The 14,050-nt window shown below is 37.2% G+C and carries 18 protein-coding genes and 1 riboswitch; of the genes, 4 read left to right on the top strand and 14 right to left on the bottom strand.

Annotated elements, in window-relative coordinates; all coding sequences use genetic code 11:
* Window positions 1-9 precede the first annotated feature (9 nt).
* From nusG to glmM, 5 genes are all read right to left on the bottom strand, one after another.
* The gene (gene nusG, locus APRE_RS05850; protein ID WP_015778076.1) at window positions 10-633 is read right to left on the bottom strand and encodes a transcription termination/antitermination protein NusG; all 624 of its coding nucleotides are present in this window, start codon (window positions 631-633) and stop codon (window positions 10-12) included.
* A 7-nt stretch (window positions 634-640) separates the two neighbouring features.
* Window positions 641-823: a preprotein translocase subunit SecE gene (gene secE / locus APRE_RS05855; protein ID WP_015778077.1), complete on the bottom strand. Its 183-nt coding sequence runs from the start codon at window positions 821-823 to the stop codon at window positions 641-643.
* Between the two features lie 8 nt (window positions 824-831).
* Window positions 832-981, bottom strand: a complete 150-nt coding sequence (rpmG, locus tag APRE_RS05860) for a 50S ribosomal protein L33 (protein ID WP_004836270.1) — start codon at window positions 979-981, stop codon at window positions 832-834.
* Window positions 982-1,062: 81 nt separating this feature from the next.
* Window positions 1,063-1,383, bottom strand: a complete 321-nt coding sequence (locus APRE_RS05865; RefSeq protein WP_015778078.1) for a hypothetical protein — start codon at window positions 1,381-1,383, stop codon at window positions 1,063-1,065.
* On the bottom strand, window positions 1,383-2,729 hold the full coding sequence (gene glmM / locus APRE_RS05870) for a phosphoglucosamine mutase (RefSeq protein WP_015778079.1): 1,347 nt from the start codon (window positions 2,727-2,729) through the stop codon (window positions 1,383-1,385). The genes APRE_RS05865 and glmM overlap by 1 nt, the downstream gene beginning before the upstream one ends.
* Window positions 2,730-2,829: 100 nt before the next feature.
* Between glmM and APRE_RS05875 the strand changes: the two genes are divergently transcribed.
* The 4 genes from APRE_RS05875 (at window position 2,830) to APRE_RS05890 (ending at window position 6,458) form a co-directional block, all read left to right on the top strand.
* Complete coding sequence (locus tag APRE_RS05875; RefSeq protein WP_015778080.1) at window positions 2,830-4,254, top strand: aldehyde dehydrogenase family protein; 1,425 nt, start codon at window positions 2,830-2,832, stop codon at window positions 4,252-4,254.
* Between the two features lie 183 nt (window positions 4,255-4,437).
* On the top strand, window positions 4,438-5,139 hold the full coding sequence (locus tag APRE_RS05880; protein ID WP_015778081.1) for a tRNA1(Val) (adenine(37)-N6)-methyltransferase: 702 nt from the start codon (window positions 4,438-4,440) through the stop codon (window positions 5,137-5,139).
* A gap of 9 nt (window positions 5,140-5,148) precedes the next feature.
* Window positions 5,149-5,967, top strand: a complete 819-nt coding sequence (gene rsmI / locus APRE_RS05885; RefSeq protein ID WP_015778082.1) for a 16S rRNA (cytidine(1402)-2'-O)-methyltransferase — start codon at window positions 5,149-5,151, stop codon at window positions 5,965-5,967.
* The gene (locus APRE_RS05890; RefSeq protein ID WP_015778083.1) at window positions 5,964-6,458 is read left to right on the top strand and encodes a pyridoxamine 5'-phosphate oxidase family protein; all 495 of its coding nucleotides are present in this window, start codon (window positions 5,964-5,966) and stop codon (window positions 6,456-6,458) included. The genes rsmI and APRE_RS05890 overlap by 4 nt, the downstream gene beginning before the upstream one ends.
* A 200-nt stretch (window positions 6,459-6,658) precedes the next feature.
* On the opposite strand, the gene APRE_RS05895 is transcribed toward APRE_RS05890, so the two are convergent.
* The 9 genes from APRE_RS05895 to dnaJ all read right to left on the bottom strand — a co-directional run bounded on the left by APRE_RS05895 (window position 6,659) and on the right by dnaJ (window position 14,049).
* Window positions 6,659-7,255 carry an HAD family hydrolase gene (locus APRE_RS05895; protein WP_015778084.1) on the bottom strand — a complete coding sequence of 199 codons (597 nt, stop codon included), beginning with the start codon at window positions 7,253-7,255 and terminating at the stop codon, window positions 6,659-6,661.
* On the bottom strand, window positions 7,252-7,713 hold the full coding sequence (gene ribH / locus APRE_RS05900; RefSeq protein ID WP_015778085.1) for a 6,7-dimethyl-8-ribityllumazine synthase: 462 nt from the start codon (window positions 7,711-7,713) through the stop codon (window positions 7,252-7,254). The genes APRE_RS05895 and ribH overlap by 4 nt, the downstream gene beginning before the upstream one ends.
* A gap of 1 nt (window position 7,714) precedes the next feature.
* Window positions 7,715-8,914 (bottom strand): bifunctional 3,4-dihydroxy-2-butanone-4-phosphate synthase/GTP cyclohydrolase II, encoded by a 1,200-nt coding sequence (locus APRE_RS05905; RefSeq protein WP_015778086.1) that lies wholly within the window; start codon window positions 8,912-8,914, stop codon window positions 7,715-7,717.
* Window positions 8,915-9,529, bottom strand: coding sequence for a riboflavin synthase (locus tag APRE_RS05910; RefSeq protein ID WP_015778087.1), 615 nt, complete (start codon window positions 9,527-9,529; stop codon window positions 8,915-8,917).
* Window positions 9,510-10,583, bottom strand: coding sequence for a bifunctional diaminohydroxyphosphoribosylaminopyrimidine deaminase/5-amino-6-(5-phosphoribosylamino)uracil reductase RibD (gene ribD / locus APRE_RS05915; RefSeq protein WP_015778088.1), 1,074 nt, complete (start codon window positions 10,581-10,583; stop codon window positions 9,510-9,512). Before ribD ends, APRE_RS05910 begins: the two co-directional genes overlap by 20 nt.
* 75 nt (window positions 10,584-10,658) lie before the next feature.
* Window positions 10,659-10,770, bottom strand: a riboswitch (FMN riboswitch).
* Between the two features lie 228 nt (window positions 10,771-10,998).
* Window positions 10,999-11,181: a 30S ribosomal protein S21 gene (gene rpsU, locus APRE_RS05920; protein WP_015778089.1), complete on the bottom strand. Its 183-nt coding sequence runs from the start codon at window positions 11,179-11,181 to the stop codon at window positions 10,999-11,001.
* A 36-nt stretch (window positions 11,182-11,217) separates the two neighbouring features.
* Complete coding sequence (locus APRE_RS05925; RefSeq protein ID WP_015778090.1) at window positions 11,218-11,559, bottom strand: histidine triad nucleotide-binding protein; 342 nt, start codon at window positions 11,557-11,559, stop codon at window positions 11,218-11,220.
* Window positions 11,560-11,635: 76 nt separating this feature from the next.
* A complete protein-coding gene (gene mtaB, locus APRE_RS05930) occupies window positions 11,636-12,931 on the bottom strand; it encodes a tRNA (N(6)-L-threonylcarbamoyladenosine(37)-C(2))-methylthiotransferase MtaB (protein WP_015778091.1) in 1,296 nt (431 codons plus the stop codon).
* Window positions 12,931-14,049 carry a molecular chaperone DnaJ gene (gene dnaJ / locus APRE_RS05935; RefSeq protein ID WP_015778092.1) on the bottom strand — a complete coding sequence of 373 codons (1,119 nt, stop codon included), beginning with the start codon at window positions 14,047-14,049 and terminating at the stop codon, window positions 12,931-12,933. Before dnaJ ends, mtaB begins: the two co-directional genes overlap by 1 nt.
* Window position 14,050: the final 1 nt, after the last annotated feature.

Here is a 14,050-nt window from a genome sequence, read left to right on the forward strand (position 1 = left end):
CGACAGTTACTAAATAGTTTCGATATCTGTAAAATCTAGATCTATAAGTGTATCTCTACCAAACATATCTACAAAAGCTTTGATAGATCCTTTTTCCTTATCAACTTCTTCAACCTTGGCTACGAATCCTTCAAATGGGCCGCTTATGATATTTACATCATCGCCAACATTGACATTGATATTGAGTATTGGTGCCTCATCTTTTACTCCGAACTTTCTAACTTCAGCTGGAGTTAGGGCAACTGGTTTTCCGTCTGGTCCTACAAAGCCTGTAACACCTTGGGTGTTCCTGATGATATACCAGCTTTTGTTGGTGATATTCATCTTAACCATTACATATCCTGGAAATAGCTTTCTAGTTTTTACTTTTTTAGTATCATTTTTAACTTCAACATACTCTTCTGTTGGTACAGTTACTTCTAAGATATCAGGGTTTTGTTCATTGTCAATCATCATTTGAATCTTGTCATTAACTCTATTTTCATAGCCTGTGTAGGTATGAACTACATACCATCTGGCATTTTCCTTGATAGCTTCTAAGTCCCTATCCTTAGATTCTTCTGTTGAAATTTCTTTATCTTCTGATAAATTTTCTTCTTCTTTGTTTTCTGAGAAATCGTAAGAATCTGTCATTTCACACCTACATTATAGTTTGAAGTAGGAATTGGAATACTTGATCAAGCAGCCAAATTGCCAAAGCTGTTACAGCTGAGATTGCAATTACTATCCAAGAATACTCAAATGCGGTCTTCTTTGTTGGCCATTGAATCTTCTTAAATTCTCTTGATACACCAGAAAAGAAAGAATCCTTTTTCTTAGCCATATTTGCTCCTACTTTGTTTCTCTGTGAACAGTGTGTTTTTTACAGAATGGGCAATATTTTTTTAGCTCTAATCTTTCGCTATGATGTTTTTTGTTTTTTGTTGTATCATAGTTTCTGTTTTTGCATTCTGTACATTCCATTTTTACTTTATCTGCCATAAAACACCTCCTATTAATTTATACGGATACTTCCATACAAGGTATGATAGTACCACCTTTAGACGGTTTTGTCAAAGATTTTTATTGGTTTTGTGAGAGTTTTTCATAGAATTTTTTCCTTCTTTCTATAAGAAACTTTCTTATATCATCTAAGTCATGGTTGGAAAAGATCTGGTCCTCATAATCTAATAGGATATCTTCTATATCCTCTAGCTCAAAAACTCCCTCATCATACATATTTCCTAGAAGATTTTCATCCTTATCATAGTAGACCTTGGGAGGATAATCTATAAGATTTGAGGTATCCACGGCTATGAAAGACTCTCTTGCATAAACTTTATTTCCAACGACGAGAACAGCTTCCTTTATATCTATTTCTCTTCCCGTCCTAAAATCCTTCATTATATACTTAGACCCAAATCCTTAATTTTTTCTACAATTTCGTTAACAGCTTCTTCTGCACTTTTTTCTGTTTCAGCTTCCACCATAACTCTTATAAGTGGTTCGGTTCCGCTTTTTCTAACTAAGACCCTACCGCCATCTTGTAATTTATCTTCTACTGCTTTAATTTTTGCTTGAACTTCTTCGTTCCCCAGAGTCTCTTCCTTATCTTTTACCTTCACATTGACAAGCTTTTGTGGATAGATTTTTAAGTCTCTTCTTAGGCTTGCTATATCAGTTTTTTCTTCAATCATAGCTTCCATTAACTTAAGTGAGGTTAGAATACCATCTCCTGTGTTGGCAAACTTCTTATAAATTATGTGACCAGATTGCTCTCCACCTAGTTCATAACCATTTTCATCCATACAAGCGTGAACGTATTTATCACCTACATCAGTTTTTACATAGTCGATTCCTAACTCGTCAAAGGCCTTGTATAATCCGATATTACTCATCACTGTAGTTACAACAGTATTGGAGTTTAAAGAGCCTTCTTTTTTCATGTGTTTAGCAGATATATAAAGGATGGAATCTCCATCGATTACTTCTCCCTTATTATCCACAGCTATACACCTATCAGCATCACCGTCAAAGGCAAAACCAATATCTAGCTTATTTTCTAATACGAATTTTTGGAGATTTTCTATATGAGTTGAACCTGCATCCTTGTTGATATTGAAGCCATTTGGATCAGCGTTTATTACAAAAGTATCAGCTCCTAGGGCGTCATAGACAGGTTTTGCTATAGTAAAGCTTGCCCCGTTTGCACAGTCTAGTCCCACCTTAATTCCTTCAAAAGATCTGGTAACAGTTTGGATAAGATAGGCTATATATCTATTTCTTCCTCCGATAAAGTCAACAGTTCTTCCTATATTTTCATCCACTGCAAGGTCTATGTCTTCGATATCACTATCTATATATTTTTCTAACTCTTCTAGGAAAGATTCTTCCATCTTCTCGCCTTCGCTGTTTATAATCTTGATACCATTGTCATAGTAAGGGTTGTGGCTTGCTGTTATCATTATTCCACAATCAAAGTCTTCTGTCTTTGTAATATAAGAAACAGAAGGAGTAGGTGTTACGTGCATGAGGTGGGCGTTTGAGCCTGATGAAGTAATTCCTGCAGATAGAGCAGCCTCATACATATAAGAGCTTCTCCTTGTGTCCTTACCTATAAGTATCTTTCCATTTCCATTTTTATTTTTTGAGAAGTAATCTCCAATAAATCTTCCTATTTTAAAAGCATGGTATACGTTAAGGGTCTTGTTAGCTTCTCCCCTAAATCCATCTGTACCAAAATATTTCATATATGTCTCCTTTGTCTACTTTGAGTAAATTCTTCCTAAATATTATACCCTTTCAATAAATAAGAAAAAATTTGGGTAGTTATTATATAAGGAGGCTTAGATGAATTTTAAAAATTTAAATAATGAAAAATTATATATAAATGGAGAATATATAGAAAGTAAATCCAACAAATGGATTGAAGTAGAAAATCCTGCCACAGGAGAGATAATAGGAAAAGTGCCTAAGGCGACTACTAACGAGATAAATCAAGCATGTGAGGCTGCCTATGAAGCCTTTAAGGAATTTTCAAAAACTAGCCTTGAGGAGAGGATTTCTTATATAGAAAAATTTAGAGACTGGCTAGTAGCTCATGAGGGAGAAATAATGGATACAATCCTTAAGGAGCTTGGAGTTCCTATAAAAATTTCTAAGCCTGGTCAGTTCGATAAGCAAATCAAAAGGATAGATACCTTTATCGACCAAGCGAGATTAATAGATTACAAGATTGAAATGAATGGAGGCTTCGTAAGGATGGAGCCAATCGGAGTTGTAGCAAGCCTTACCCCTTGGAACTATCCTCTAGGCCAAATCATAATGAAGGTAATTCCTGCAATACTAATGGCTTGCCCTGTAGTAGAAAAACCAGCCTCAGATACTCCTCTTACAGCTTATTTCGTCGCCAAGGCCTTTGATGAGATAGGTCTTCCTAAGGGAGTCTTCAATCTTATAACAGGATCTGGCGCCGAAGTTGGAGATATATTAAATACAAATCCTAATGTAGCTATGATATCCTACACAGGAAGCCTTGCCGGTGGATCAGCTTCTGCCAAAAACGCTATGGATACATCTAAGAAAGTTGTCCTAGAGCTTGGTGGCAAGTCTCCTGGAGTTTTCGTCAAAGGATGCAATAAGGAAGACGGTGTCAAGCAAGTCCTCGACAGGGTCTATCTAAATGTAGGACAAACCTGCTCTTGCCTATCCAGAGCAATCATCACCGAAGATATCTACGAAGAAGTCCTAGAAGAATTTCTAAGGCAATATGATAATTACCCAGTTGGAAATCCAGAGGATGAGGCCACTGTTGTAGGAACACTTTCAAGTAAGAAACAATTTGACAAAGTTAAATTCTACATCGAAGAAGGTATCAAAGAAGGTGCCAAGCTTATAAGAGGAGAAGTTCCTAGTGAAAGTGAAGTGGGTTATTATGTAAAACCTGCAATATTTACTGATGTTAAGCCAGGCATGAAAATCCACGATGAAGAAATCTTTGGACCAGTTCTATCTATAATTAAGGTTAAGGACAAGGAGGAAGCAATCGAGGTCGCTAATGCAGTAGACTTTGGCCTATCTTCAGCAGTTTTCGGCAATGAGAAAGAAGCCATGTATATAGCCTATGAAATAAAGGCTGGAGATGTCTATGTCAACTCCTTCGGAGGAAGCTCAGAGCTCCCATTTGGAGGCTACAAGCAATCTGGAGTCGGTAGAGAAGGTGGAAGATTTGGCCTAATGGAATACCTAGAGCCAAAGTCAATCCACACAGCCTAGTCACTAGAGGGCTGTTGTAGAATGAATAAATCGTACCGTTATCGTTAGAAGAACCTCCACGGCAATTTTGCCTCCATCAGCCGGCAGGCACCGCTGAAAATTCCCTAAGAGAACCTTCTAACGATGGTACGATGATTATTCATAGTTTTGCAACAATCCCTTTTTATTTGCTATAATTAAAGTATGAAGAAATTAGATTACCTACCAAGAACAAATATAAAAATGATACATGTCGATGGGTCTTACTCTTTTGGAGTGGACTCCATAATACTGGGAGATTTCGCTAAAATGAAGAAAGGTAGAACAGCCCTTGATATAGGAGCAGGCTCTGGTGTCCTTTCTTTTCTTACAAACTCCCTCTATAAGCTAAAGAAGGTCTACGCAGTTGAGATCCAAAAGGCTAAGGCAGATCTTTTAAGAGAAAATATAGCCTTAAATAATATAGAAAATATCGAGATTATCAACGACGACCTAAATAATATTGATTTTAAGGAAAATTCTCTCGATTATATAATTACCAACCCACCCTACTATAAAATCACCGACAATATAGGAAATAAGGAAGAGGAATTTCTTATATCTAGGCAGGAAAAATACTTGAAGCTTGAAGATATCTTCGCCTTTGCCAACAAGACCCTCAAGGATAAGGGCAAGCTATTTATGATTCATAAACCGGAAAGAATGGTTGAGATTTTCAATAAGTCGGGCAATATCAAGCCTAAGAGGGTCCGATTTGTAGAATCAAGGGTCTACGAAAAGCCCCAGTTTATCCTAGTAGAATTTGTAAAAAATGCAAGAGATGGGCTAAAGATAGAAGATCCTTTGGTAATATATGAAGGAAAAAGTTACTCAAAAGAGATGAAAGAAATAAATGATTTGGATTAAGGAGGTCTTATGGATTATCAAATATATTTTGTCCCTACACCAATTGGAAACCTGGAGGATATGACTATTAGGGCCATCAATGTCCTTAAGGAAGTTGATGTGATAGCTTGTGAAGATACTAGAGAATCTAGAAAGCTTTTAAATTACTACGAGATAGATAAACCCCTCACTTCTTATCATAAGTTTAATGAATCCTCAAAGTCTATGGATATCATAGAAGAGATCAGAAGGGGAAAGACCTACGCTGTAATTACCGACCAGGGCATGCCAGGCATTTCTGATCCCGGCCACATCCTCATCAAAAAATGTATTGAAGAAGAAATTACCTACACTATCCTTCCAGGAGCAAGTGCTATAATCACAGCCCTAGTTGGATCTGGCCTAGATAACGACAAGTTTTCCTATTATGGCTTTATACCTAAGAAGTCTTCGGATAAGAAAGTACTTTACGAAAAGCTTAAAAACGAGGAGAAGACATCTATCATCCTAGATACTCCCCATAATTTCGCAAATACCCTAGCTGATTTTAAGAATCTTTTCCCTAAGAGGAGACTTGCTATCGCAAGAGAACTTACTAAAAAATTCGAAGAATATAGGCAAAGTCCTATAGGAGATATAAATATAGAGGATGTAACCCTGAAGGGAGAGTTTGTCCTAATCCTTGAAGGAGGAGAAAGGGAGGAAGAATCTGTCGAATCCTACAAGAATGAAATACTAAAATCTATATCCGAAGGCAAACGAACCAAGGAAATCGTAAAGGAAATAAAGAAAAATTCAAAGCTTGGCAAGAACGAAATCTATGACTATGTTTTGGAGCTAAGTAAATGAGAAGAAAAGATAGAGAAAAAGATAAAAATTTCGCCCTGGAAATAATTGATAAAGTAAGCTTTGGTGTAATGACTATAGGTGAAAGTGCCTACTCCATTCCCCTTACCTTCGCCCGTAAGGGAGATTATCTTTACTTTCACGGAGCAAAAATCGGAGAAAAAAACAGTCTCTTAGACAAGGAAAAACGTGTAAGGATAGTCTTTGTAGGAGATAATTACTTGCCCGATCCAATTAGCCATGAGGAGATTATGAAAGAGCCAAAAAAACTCGCTAAGCTTTTTACCTTAAAATACGAATCGGCAATAGTAGAAGGGACTTGTTCTCTAATAGAAGATAAAAAAGAAAGAGACCTGGCCCTTACCCTTATATGTAAAAAATTCTATCCAGATCTAGATGACTATATAAAAATGGCAGTTAAAATGAATGGAGATATTACTGCTTGTTATAAAATGAAAATAGAAGAAATCAGCGGTAAATCAAATATAAATTAGGGGCTGTTGCAGAATGAATAAATCGTACCATTATCGTTAGAAGAACCTCCACGGAAAGTCTCACTAAGCCGACGGGCTAATAGTCTCCATCAGCCGGCAGGCGCCGATTGGCCCACCGGCCATGGGAGGTAAAATTTCCTAAGAGAACCTTCTAACGATGGTAGGATGATTATTCATATTTTTGCAACAGCCCCTTTAAATTATAAAATATCCATAAGCTCTTCTATCGAATTAATCTTATAGGTAGCTTTCTCGCCTTCATGGGCTTTTCCATAACCGTAGCTTGCAAAGATAGTTTTTTGCTTATTCTCGTATCCTGCCATTATATCCTCGTACCTATCTCCTACCATGATATAATCGCTTTTGACATTTTCCCTTAGGATCTTATACTTATCTATAAAATCAAAGTCCTCACCTACTAGATATTTGGAGAAGTAATCGTCTAGCTTATAGACTCTTCTCGCCTCATCCATATAGGCTCTTAGGCACTTACTTAGGATGTATAAGTCGTATTTTCCTTTTAGATAGTTAAGAGTTTTATAAGAATTTTCGTAAAGTGCCCCAGTTTTTGATAAGTTTTCTCTAATTCTTTTGCCATTTAGCTCTATCAGATGATCCTTGTTTGAGTCATCCTTTAGGATATCATCCCAGCAGGCCTTTGGACTCATGCCTATATATTTCTTGTAGTCAACACTTTTTGGGTCGATCCCAAGCTCTCTTAAGGTTGTGTAGAGAGCTTCCTTGTAGACTAATTCGGTCTTGTGGATGGTCCCATCGAAGTCAAAGATGACTATCATAAGATATCCATTAGATTTGCCATCTCGATTGCTGCAAGAGCTGCTTCACTTCCCTTATTACCAGCCTTAACACCAGATCTTTGAAGGGCTTGATCGATTGTATCTGCTGTAATTACACCAAATATTACAGGCTTATCACTATCAAGGCTTACATTGGCGACTCCCTTAGATACTTCTGCACAAACATAGTCAAAGTGAGGTGTATCTCCACGTATAACTGCTCCAAGGCAGATTACTGCATCGTATTCGTCCTTTTTGGCAAGTTTCTTGGCAACTAAAGGAATCTCAAAGGCTCCTGGAACCCTAATTAGGTCGATATTTTCTTCCTTTGTGTCGTGTCTTTTTAGGGTATCAAGACAACCCTCAACTAGCCTATCTGTTACAAAGTGGTTGAATCTCGCAACCAAAACCGCATATTTTTTGTCATTTGAAATTAAATTAGCACTAAACTCACGCATTTTATATCTCCTTAAATTCTTCTAGTTCGTGACCCATTCTCAAAGCTTTTATTTCTAGATATTTCCTATCTGTTTCGTTTGATTTTATCTCTATAGGACATCTAGACTCTACTTTTATTCCATAATCTTCTAATTGATTTATCTTATCAGGGTTATTTGTCATAAGCTTAACTGATTTTACCCCAAGTCTATCTAGCATTTCTGAAGCGATCTTATAGTCTCTCATATCTTCAGGAAATCCTAGTTTAAGATTGGCATCTACTGTATCGTAGCCGTGTTCTTGGAGCTCGTAGGCCTTAAGCTTGTTAAAGAGTCCTATGCCTCTTCCCTCTTGTCTTAGGTAAAGGATAACACCTTCGCCATTTTCTTCTATATTTCTTAGGGCCTTGTGAAGCTGGCTACCACAATCGCATCTTCTTGAACCTAAGACGTCTCCTGTTAGGCATTCTGAATGGATTCTTGTTAGGACTCCGCTTTTTTTGATATCTCCCTTGGTAATTGCTATATGCTCTTTACCAGTTTTCCTATCAAGGAATCCATAAGCCTTGAAGCTACCGTATTCACTAGGAAGATTAACAGGATTGGTTGATATTACATCTACTTCTAGACTCTTCCTATACTCCTTAATCTCACTAACTGTTGTCACCTTAAGATTTAGTTTCTCAGCAAGTTTTAGGAGGTCATCTCCTCTCATCATATGACCATCGTCTGCCATAATTTCACAGCAAAGTCCTACTTCCTTAAGACCTGCTAGTCTTAATAGATCAACTGTTGCTTCTGTATGACCGTCCCTTTCAAGAACTCCTCCGTCCTTGGCAACTAGGGGAAATACATGGCCTGGTCTTCTAAAATCACTCGCTTTAGAATCTTCTGCTGCAAGAGCTCTAATAGTTTCCGCTCTCTCAAAGGCGGATATGCCTGTAGTTGTATTTACGTGATCTACTGAAACAGTAAAGGCTGTTTCGTGATTGTCAGTGTTTTGGACAACCATAGGGTTTAGAGAAAGTCTACTGGCTACTTCCTTACCAATAGGAGTACATATAAGGCCCTTGGCATAGGTTGCCATGATGTTTATCATCTCTCCTGTGACATTTTCTCCGGCGCAAATCATATCACCTTCATTTTCCCTATCTTCATCATCTGTGACTAAGATTATTTCATTTCTTTTAAGTGCTTCTAAGGCTTCTTTAACTCTATTCATTTATAATAGACCCAATATTGAGTCTCTATCCTCCTTTTTTTCGCTTCTATTTAACTTTTCAACTATCCTTGATAGGATATCCGTTTCTAGATTCACTAAGTCTCCGACCCTTCTATTTTTAAGATTCGTTCTAGATAGGGTCTCTGGTATGAGAGAGACTTCGAATATATCGTCTTGTTCGTAAGATACTGTAAGAGATATGCCATCAATGGCAATTGATCCCTTGTTTACGATGTATTTACCGATATCTCTCGTAGTTTTAAATCTATAGACGTTTTTATTAATCGATATAAGTCTTCCTACTCCATCCACATGGCCTTGGACTATGTGACCGTCTAGTCTATCAGAAAATCTTAGGGCTCTTTCGAGATTGACTTCCTTTCCCAAAAGACTTCTATCAAACTTAGTTTTCTTAAGAGATTCATTCATGATATCGGCCTTGTAGTAGGAATCTGTCATTTCCGTAACTGTAAGACATACTCCGTCAGTCATTATCGAATCTCCTAGCTTTGTATCTTCTAGGACTTTTTTGCAAGAAATTTTAATCTCGACTGTATCGGATTTTTGCTTAAATTCCTTAACTAGGCCCAATTCTTCAGCTATTCCTGTAAACATTATTTACCTCAAACATTACATCAGTACCAAATCTTTTGATATCATCTATGGAAAATCTCTTGGCATCTTTTATGACCTTGGCCCCTTCTCCTATAAAAGCAGACCTTGAATCAAGGCCCGATACTATTATTGGAGCCATAAATTGATAGATTTTGTCTACTAGGTCTTCTTCTAGGAAAGAGTTATTTATGATAGACCCTCCTTCTACAAGAACTGATCCGATATTTCTCTCGTATAACTTATCAAGCAAGTCTTTAAGATCAACCCTGCCGTCTTTTTCCTTACATCTTATAATTTCTGCATTTATATCTATATCTTTATCAGAAATTGTGGCGATATAAGTTTTCTTATCAGCATTTTCCCTAAAGACTTCTCTGTCTTTATCAATATCAAGCTTATCAGAAAGGATAATTCTATAAGGGTTAACTCCCCCTTCAATCCTTGAAGTAAGCCTTGGATTATCCTGCCTTAGGGTGTTAGCTCCAACTAGGATTGCGTCATATTCGCTCCTTAGTTTGTGAACATAGGCTCTAGATTCTTCATTAGTAATCCACTTAGAATCAAAGGAAGCTGTAGCGATTTTCCCATCCAGGCTTTGAGCATATTTTAAAGCTACTAGAGGTCTATTATTTTCCATATTGAAGAAAAACTTTTCATTTAATTTTCTTCCTTCATCCTCTAGGACTCCAGTAATGACCTCAATTCCGGCTTCCTTTAATTTGCTAAGACCATCTACCTTGGGATTGGTATCAAGATTTGCGATAACAACCCTTTTAACTTTCCTTTTTATGACTTCATCGACACAGGGAGGATGCTTGCCAAAATGGGAACAAGGCTCGAGATTTACTATCAGAGTAGCTCCTTCTGCGCTTTCCTTAAGATTATTAAAGCAATCGATTTCTGCATGGTCGCAGGTATTGCTTTTGTGATAGCCCTTAGCTATTATCTCTCCATTTTTAATAAGAATTGCTCCAACCATAGGATTTGTCAAAACTTTTCCTGCCCCCTTACGGGCTAAGTCGAAACATTCTCTCATTAAGTTATCATAATTCATTTCTTCTCCTTTTGGAGACTAAAAAAGTCCCCTTTCAGGGACTTCGAATTTATAAGTATGCAAAATAAGCATAGAAAAACTCTTCTTTCATCCAGACTATACTGTCGGTATCGGAATTTCACCGATTCGGCTTACGCTCGCAGACTTTACTGCCGGTGGAGACTTGCACCCCGCCCTGAAGATCAAATTTATTATTAACTTAATATAAGTATAAGCTATTGTAGAAGTTTTGTCAAGACTTTTTTGAATTTTTATGTAATATTTTTGGAAAACTTGTATTTTCAAATGTTTTCCATGTGATAATTTTTAAATTTAAGAATCCATCTGCTTTTTCCCTCTAAACAATAATAGGGGCTTCGTAAAGAAAGGTTTTCTAATAGCACAATAAAAAAAGAAGCCGAAGCTTCTTAAATTATTATCTGTTTTTTCTGTTTTTTCTCTTAGCAGCGTCATTTTTCTTTTTTCTTATAACGCTTGGTTTTTCGTAGTGTTCTCTTCTTCTGTATTCAGAAAGTACACCGGATCTTGCGCATTGTCTTTTGAATCTTTTGATTGCACTATCGATTGATTCGTTTTCTCCAACTCTGATCTCTGTCATCTTCTATCCCCCCTCTCGTATTCGCACTAGTTTTCATCAACCTGGTGGCCACTTAAATCCTCTGCCTCCAAGTACATGGAAATGCAAATGAGGCACGCTTTGTCCCCCATCTTCACCAACATTAGTCACTACTCTATAGCCGTTTTCATCAAGGCCTTTCTCGCTAGCTATCTTTTTGATACTAGCAAAGACATGGCTTATGATTTGGCTATCAGCTTCATCTAATGTAGCTATGCTTTGAATGTGCTTTTTTGGTATTACAAGAAAATGGATAGGTGCTTGTGGATCTAAATCGTTAAATGCAATAACATCACTATCTTCATAGATTATATCTGAAGGAATTTCCTTGTTTATAATCTTACAAAATACACAATCCATACTTCACCCCCATTGCTATATATAATACCATAAATTGGGCCCAAGGTAAAGACTAAATCCCAATTTTTTTATGAATTTAAGATAAAATTCCTATCAATTCGTCGTTTTTTATTTCAGTGATTAGGACATCCCTAATTTCATTATCTCCTATATCATCTTTGACATTTACCCTAAGATAATTTGTAGAATATCCTGACTTATATCCTTCCATATCGGACTTACTTTCAAATAAGACAGACAAGGTCTTTCCTATCTGATTTTTGAGGAAATTTAATCTGTTTACTTCCTCTATTGCTTCCAATTCTTTGAGTCTTTCTTTTTTAATATTGCCATTTACTTCTGGCTTCATAGAAGCAGCCTTTGTTCCATCTCTTTTTGAATATTTAAATAGATGGGTCTTGGCAAATTTGATTTCTTTGACAAAATCTTTTGTTTCTTCGTGGTTTTTTTCTGTTTCTGTTGGAAATCCTACTATTATATCTGTGGTAAGTCCTGCATTAGGGAAGACTTCTCTTATTAGATCAACCTTTTCCTTAAAGATTTTAGTGTCATACTTCCTATTCATCGCCTTTAAGATCTCATCTGAACCTGATTGAAGGGATAAGTGGAAGTGATCGCAAGCCTTTTCTGTCGCCTTCATTCTTTCTAGGAAATCTCTTGTAATATGCCTTGGCTCCATAGAAGATAGCCTAATTCTCTCAATTCCATCTGTCTTTGAGACTTCTTCTATGACATCTATTAGGCTTGTTCCATTTCTTAAATCCTTGCCGTAGCTTGCAACGTGGATTCCAGTAAGGACTATTTCCTTGTAGCCATTTTGGGCAAGTCTTTTTGCTTCTTTCTTGATTGAGTCCATATCCCTACTTGCAATATTACCTCTAGCATAAGGTATTAGGCAGTAAGAACAGTACATATTGCAGCCATCTTGGATTTTCATGTAGGCACGGGTCATGGCCTCTTGGTTAGATATCTCAAGCTCTTCAATAGTTTTTGTCTCGCTAAAGGATAGGACCTTATCGATTACCTTTTTATTTTGTAGGACATTTTCGCAAAGATCAACTACTTCTTCCTTATTTCTTGATCCTAAGACTACATCAACTCCCTCGATTGCTGCCACTTCCTCTGGTTTTACTTGAGAATAGCAGCCCATTACGGCAATTACTGCTTCTGGATTATCTCTTCTAGCCCTTGATATCATCTGTCTAGACTTCCTGTCACTCATATTTGTAACGGTGCAGGTGTTTATTACATAGATATCTGCATTATTTTGTTTTTTTTCATAGCCCTTAGCTTGAAAGATTTCTTCTACTGCTTCAGATTCATACTGGTTAACCTTACAACCTAGGGTTATTATGTTGAATGTGTTTTTCATTAATCAAAAAAGTCCTTTAACTTATCAAAGAAGGATTTCTCTTCCTTAACCTCTTCTCCGCTAACATTGGCATAGGCTTCTAGGGCCTTTCTTTGCTCCTTATTTAGCTTTTTAGGAGTTATGACCTTGACAAAGAAGTAGAGATTACCATTTCTTCCTCTTCTCTTATCATGGATTCCTTCGCCCTTTAATTTAAACTTTGTACCTGTTTGAGTTCCTGCTGGAATTTCGTAGCTTTTGGTTGATTTAAGGGTAGGGATCTGGATTTCTCCTCCAAGAGCTGCAGTGGTAAAGCTTATAGGCATCTCATAGTAGATATCTAGTCCATCTCTTTTAAATATTTCATGCTCAGCTACCTTAAGCACTAGGTAAAGGTCTCCATAAGGACCTCCATTTTCACCTACATGGCCCTTGCCAGATACTCTTATAATGTTGTTATCTTCTACTCCTGCAGGAATATCCACCTTGACCTTTTCAGACTTAAATTCCTTGCCGGTTCCCTTACAGTTCTTGCAAGGTTCTTCTATAACTTGGCCATCTCCTCCACATTTATCGCAGGTAACAGTCCTTGACATGGTACCGAAAGCTGTTTGACTAACTTGGTTAACAACTCCCCTACCATTACACTTATCGCAAGTGTGGACCTTGCTTGGATCCTCGCTTTTTTCTCCATGGCACACATGGCAGGCTACTTCATGCCTTACTTGGATCTCTTTGCTTACACCAAAGGCCGATTCTTGGAAAGTTAGCTTTACTACTTGTTGGATATCAGCTCCCTTGATTGGTCTATTGGCAGATCTCGCATTTGAGAAGCCTCCACCGAATAAATCACCAAATAAGTCTCCAAATATATCTTCAAATCCACCTTGAGAAAATCCAGAAAATCCACCTTGGCCACCCTCGAAGGCGCTTGATCCAAACCTATCATACTGACTTCTTTTCTCTTCATCAGAGAGGATTTCATAGGCAAGTGTTGCTTCCTTAAACTTTTCGGCTGCCTCTTCGTTATCTGGGTTTAGGTCTGGATGGTATTTCTTGGCAAGTTTTCTATATTCTCTTTTTATTTCACTTTGGCCTGCGGTTTTTTCCACCCCAAGCACTTCATAAGGGTCTCTCATT

Source organism: Anaerococcus prevotii DSM 20548, from assembly GCF_000024105.1.
In the GTDB taxonomy this organism is placed as follows: domain Bacteria; phylum Bacillota; class Clostridia; order Tissierellales; family Peptoniphilaceae; genus Anaerococcus; species Anaerococcus prevotii.

What these genes read in the sequence shown, in the direction of transcription:
- nusG (WP_015778076.1), bottom strand. Translation starts at nt 633, where the DNA reads ATGACAGATTCTTACGATTTCTCAGAAAACAAAGAAGAAGAAAATTTA.
- secE (WP_015778077.1), bottom strand. Translation starts at nt 823, where the DNA reads ATGGCTAAGAAAAAGGATTCTTTCTTTTCTGGTGTATCAAGAGAATTT.
- rpmG (WP_004836270.1), bottom strand. Translation starts at nt 981, where the DNA reads ATGGCAGATAAAGTAAAAATGGAATGTACAGAATGCAAAAACAGAAAC.
- APRE_RS05865 (WP_015778078.1), bottom strand. Translation starts at nt 1,383, where the DNA reads ATGAAGGATTTTAGGACGGGAAGAGAAATAGATATAAAGGAAGCTGTT.
- glmM (WP_015778079.1), bottom strand. Translation starts at nt 2,729, where the DNA reads ATGAAATATTTTGGTACAGATGGATTTAGGGGAGAAGCTAACAAGACC.
- APRE_RS05875 (WP_015778080.1), top strand. Translation starts at nt 2,830, where the DNA reads ATGAATTTTAAAAATTTAAATAATGAAAAATTATATATAAATGGAGAA.
- APRE_RS05880 (WP_015778081.1), top strand. Translation starts at nt 4,438, where the DNA reads ATGAAGAAATTAGATTACCTACCAAGAACAAATATAAAAATGATACAT.
- rsmI (WP_015778082.1), top strand. Translation starts at nt 5,149, where the DNA reads ATGGATTATCAAATATATTTTGTCCCTACACCAATTGGAAACCTGGAG.
- APRE_RS05890 (WP_015778083.1), top strand. Translation starts at nt 5,964, where the DNA reads ATGAGAAGAAAAGATAGAGAAAAAGATAAAAATTTCGCCCTGGAAATA.
- APRE_RS05895 (WP_015778084.1), bottom strand. Translation starts at nt 7,255, where the DNA reads ATGATAGTCATCTTTGACTTCGATGGGACCATCCACAAGACCGAATTA.
- ribH (WP_015778085.1), bottom strand. Translation starts at nt 7,713, where the DNA reads ATGCGTGAGTTTAGTGCTAATTTAATTTCAAATGACAAAAAATATGCG.
- APRE_RS05905 (WP_015778086.1), bottom strand. Translation starts at nt 8,914, where the DNA reads ATGAATAGAGTTAAAGAAGCCTTAGAAGCACTTAAAAGAAATGAAATA.
- APRE_RS05910 (WP_015778087.1), bottom strand. Translation starts at nt 9,529, where the DNA reads ATGTTTACAGGAATAGCTGAAGAATTGGGCCTAGTTAAGGAATTTAAG.
- ribD (WP_015778088.1), bottom strand. Translation starts at nt 10,583, where the DNA reads ATGAATTATGATAACTTAATGAGAGAATGTTTCGACTTAGCCCGTAAG.
- rpsU (WP_015778089.1), bottom strand. Translation starts at nt 11,181, where the DNA reads ATGACAGAGATCAGAGTTGGAGAAAACGAATCAATCGATAGTGCAATC.
- APRE_RS05925 (WP_015778090.1), bottom strand. Translation starts at nt 11,559, where the DNA reads ATGGATTGTGTATTTTGTAAGATTATAAACAAGGAAATTCCTTCAGAT.
- mtaB (WP_015778091.1), bottom strand. Translation starts at nt 12,931, where the DNA reads ATGAAAAACACATTCAACATAATAACCCTAGGTTGTAAGGTTAACCAG.
- dnaJ (WP_015778092.1), bottom strand. Translation starts at nt 14,049, where the DNA reads ATGAGAGACCCTTATGAAGTGCTTGGGGTGGAAAAAACCGCAGGCCAA.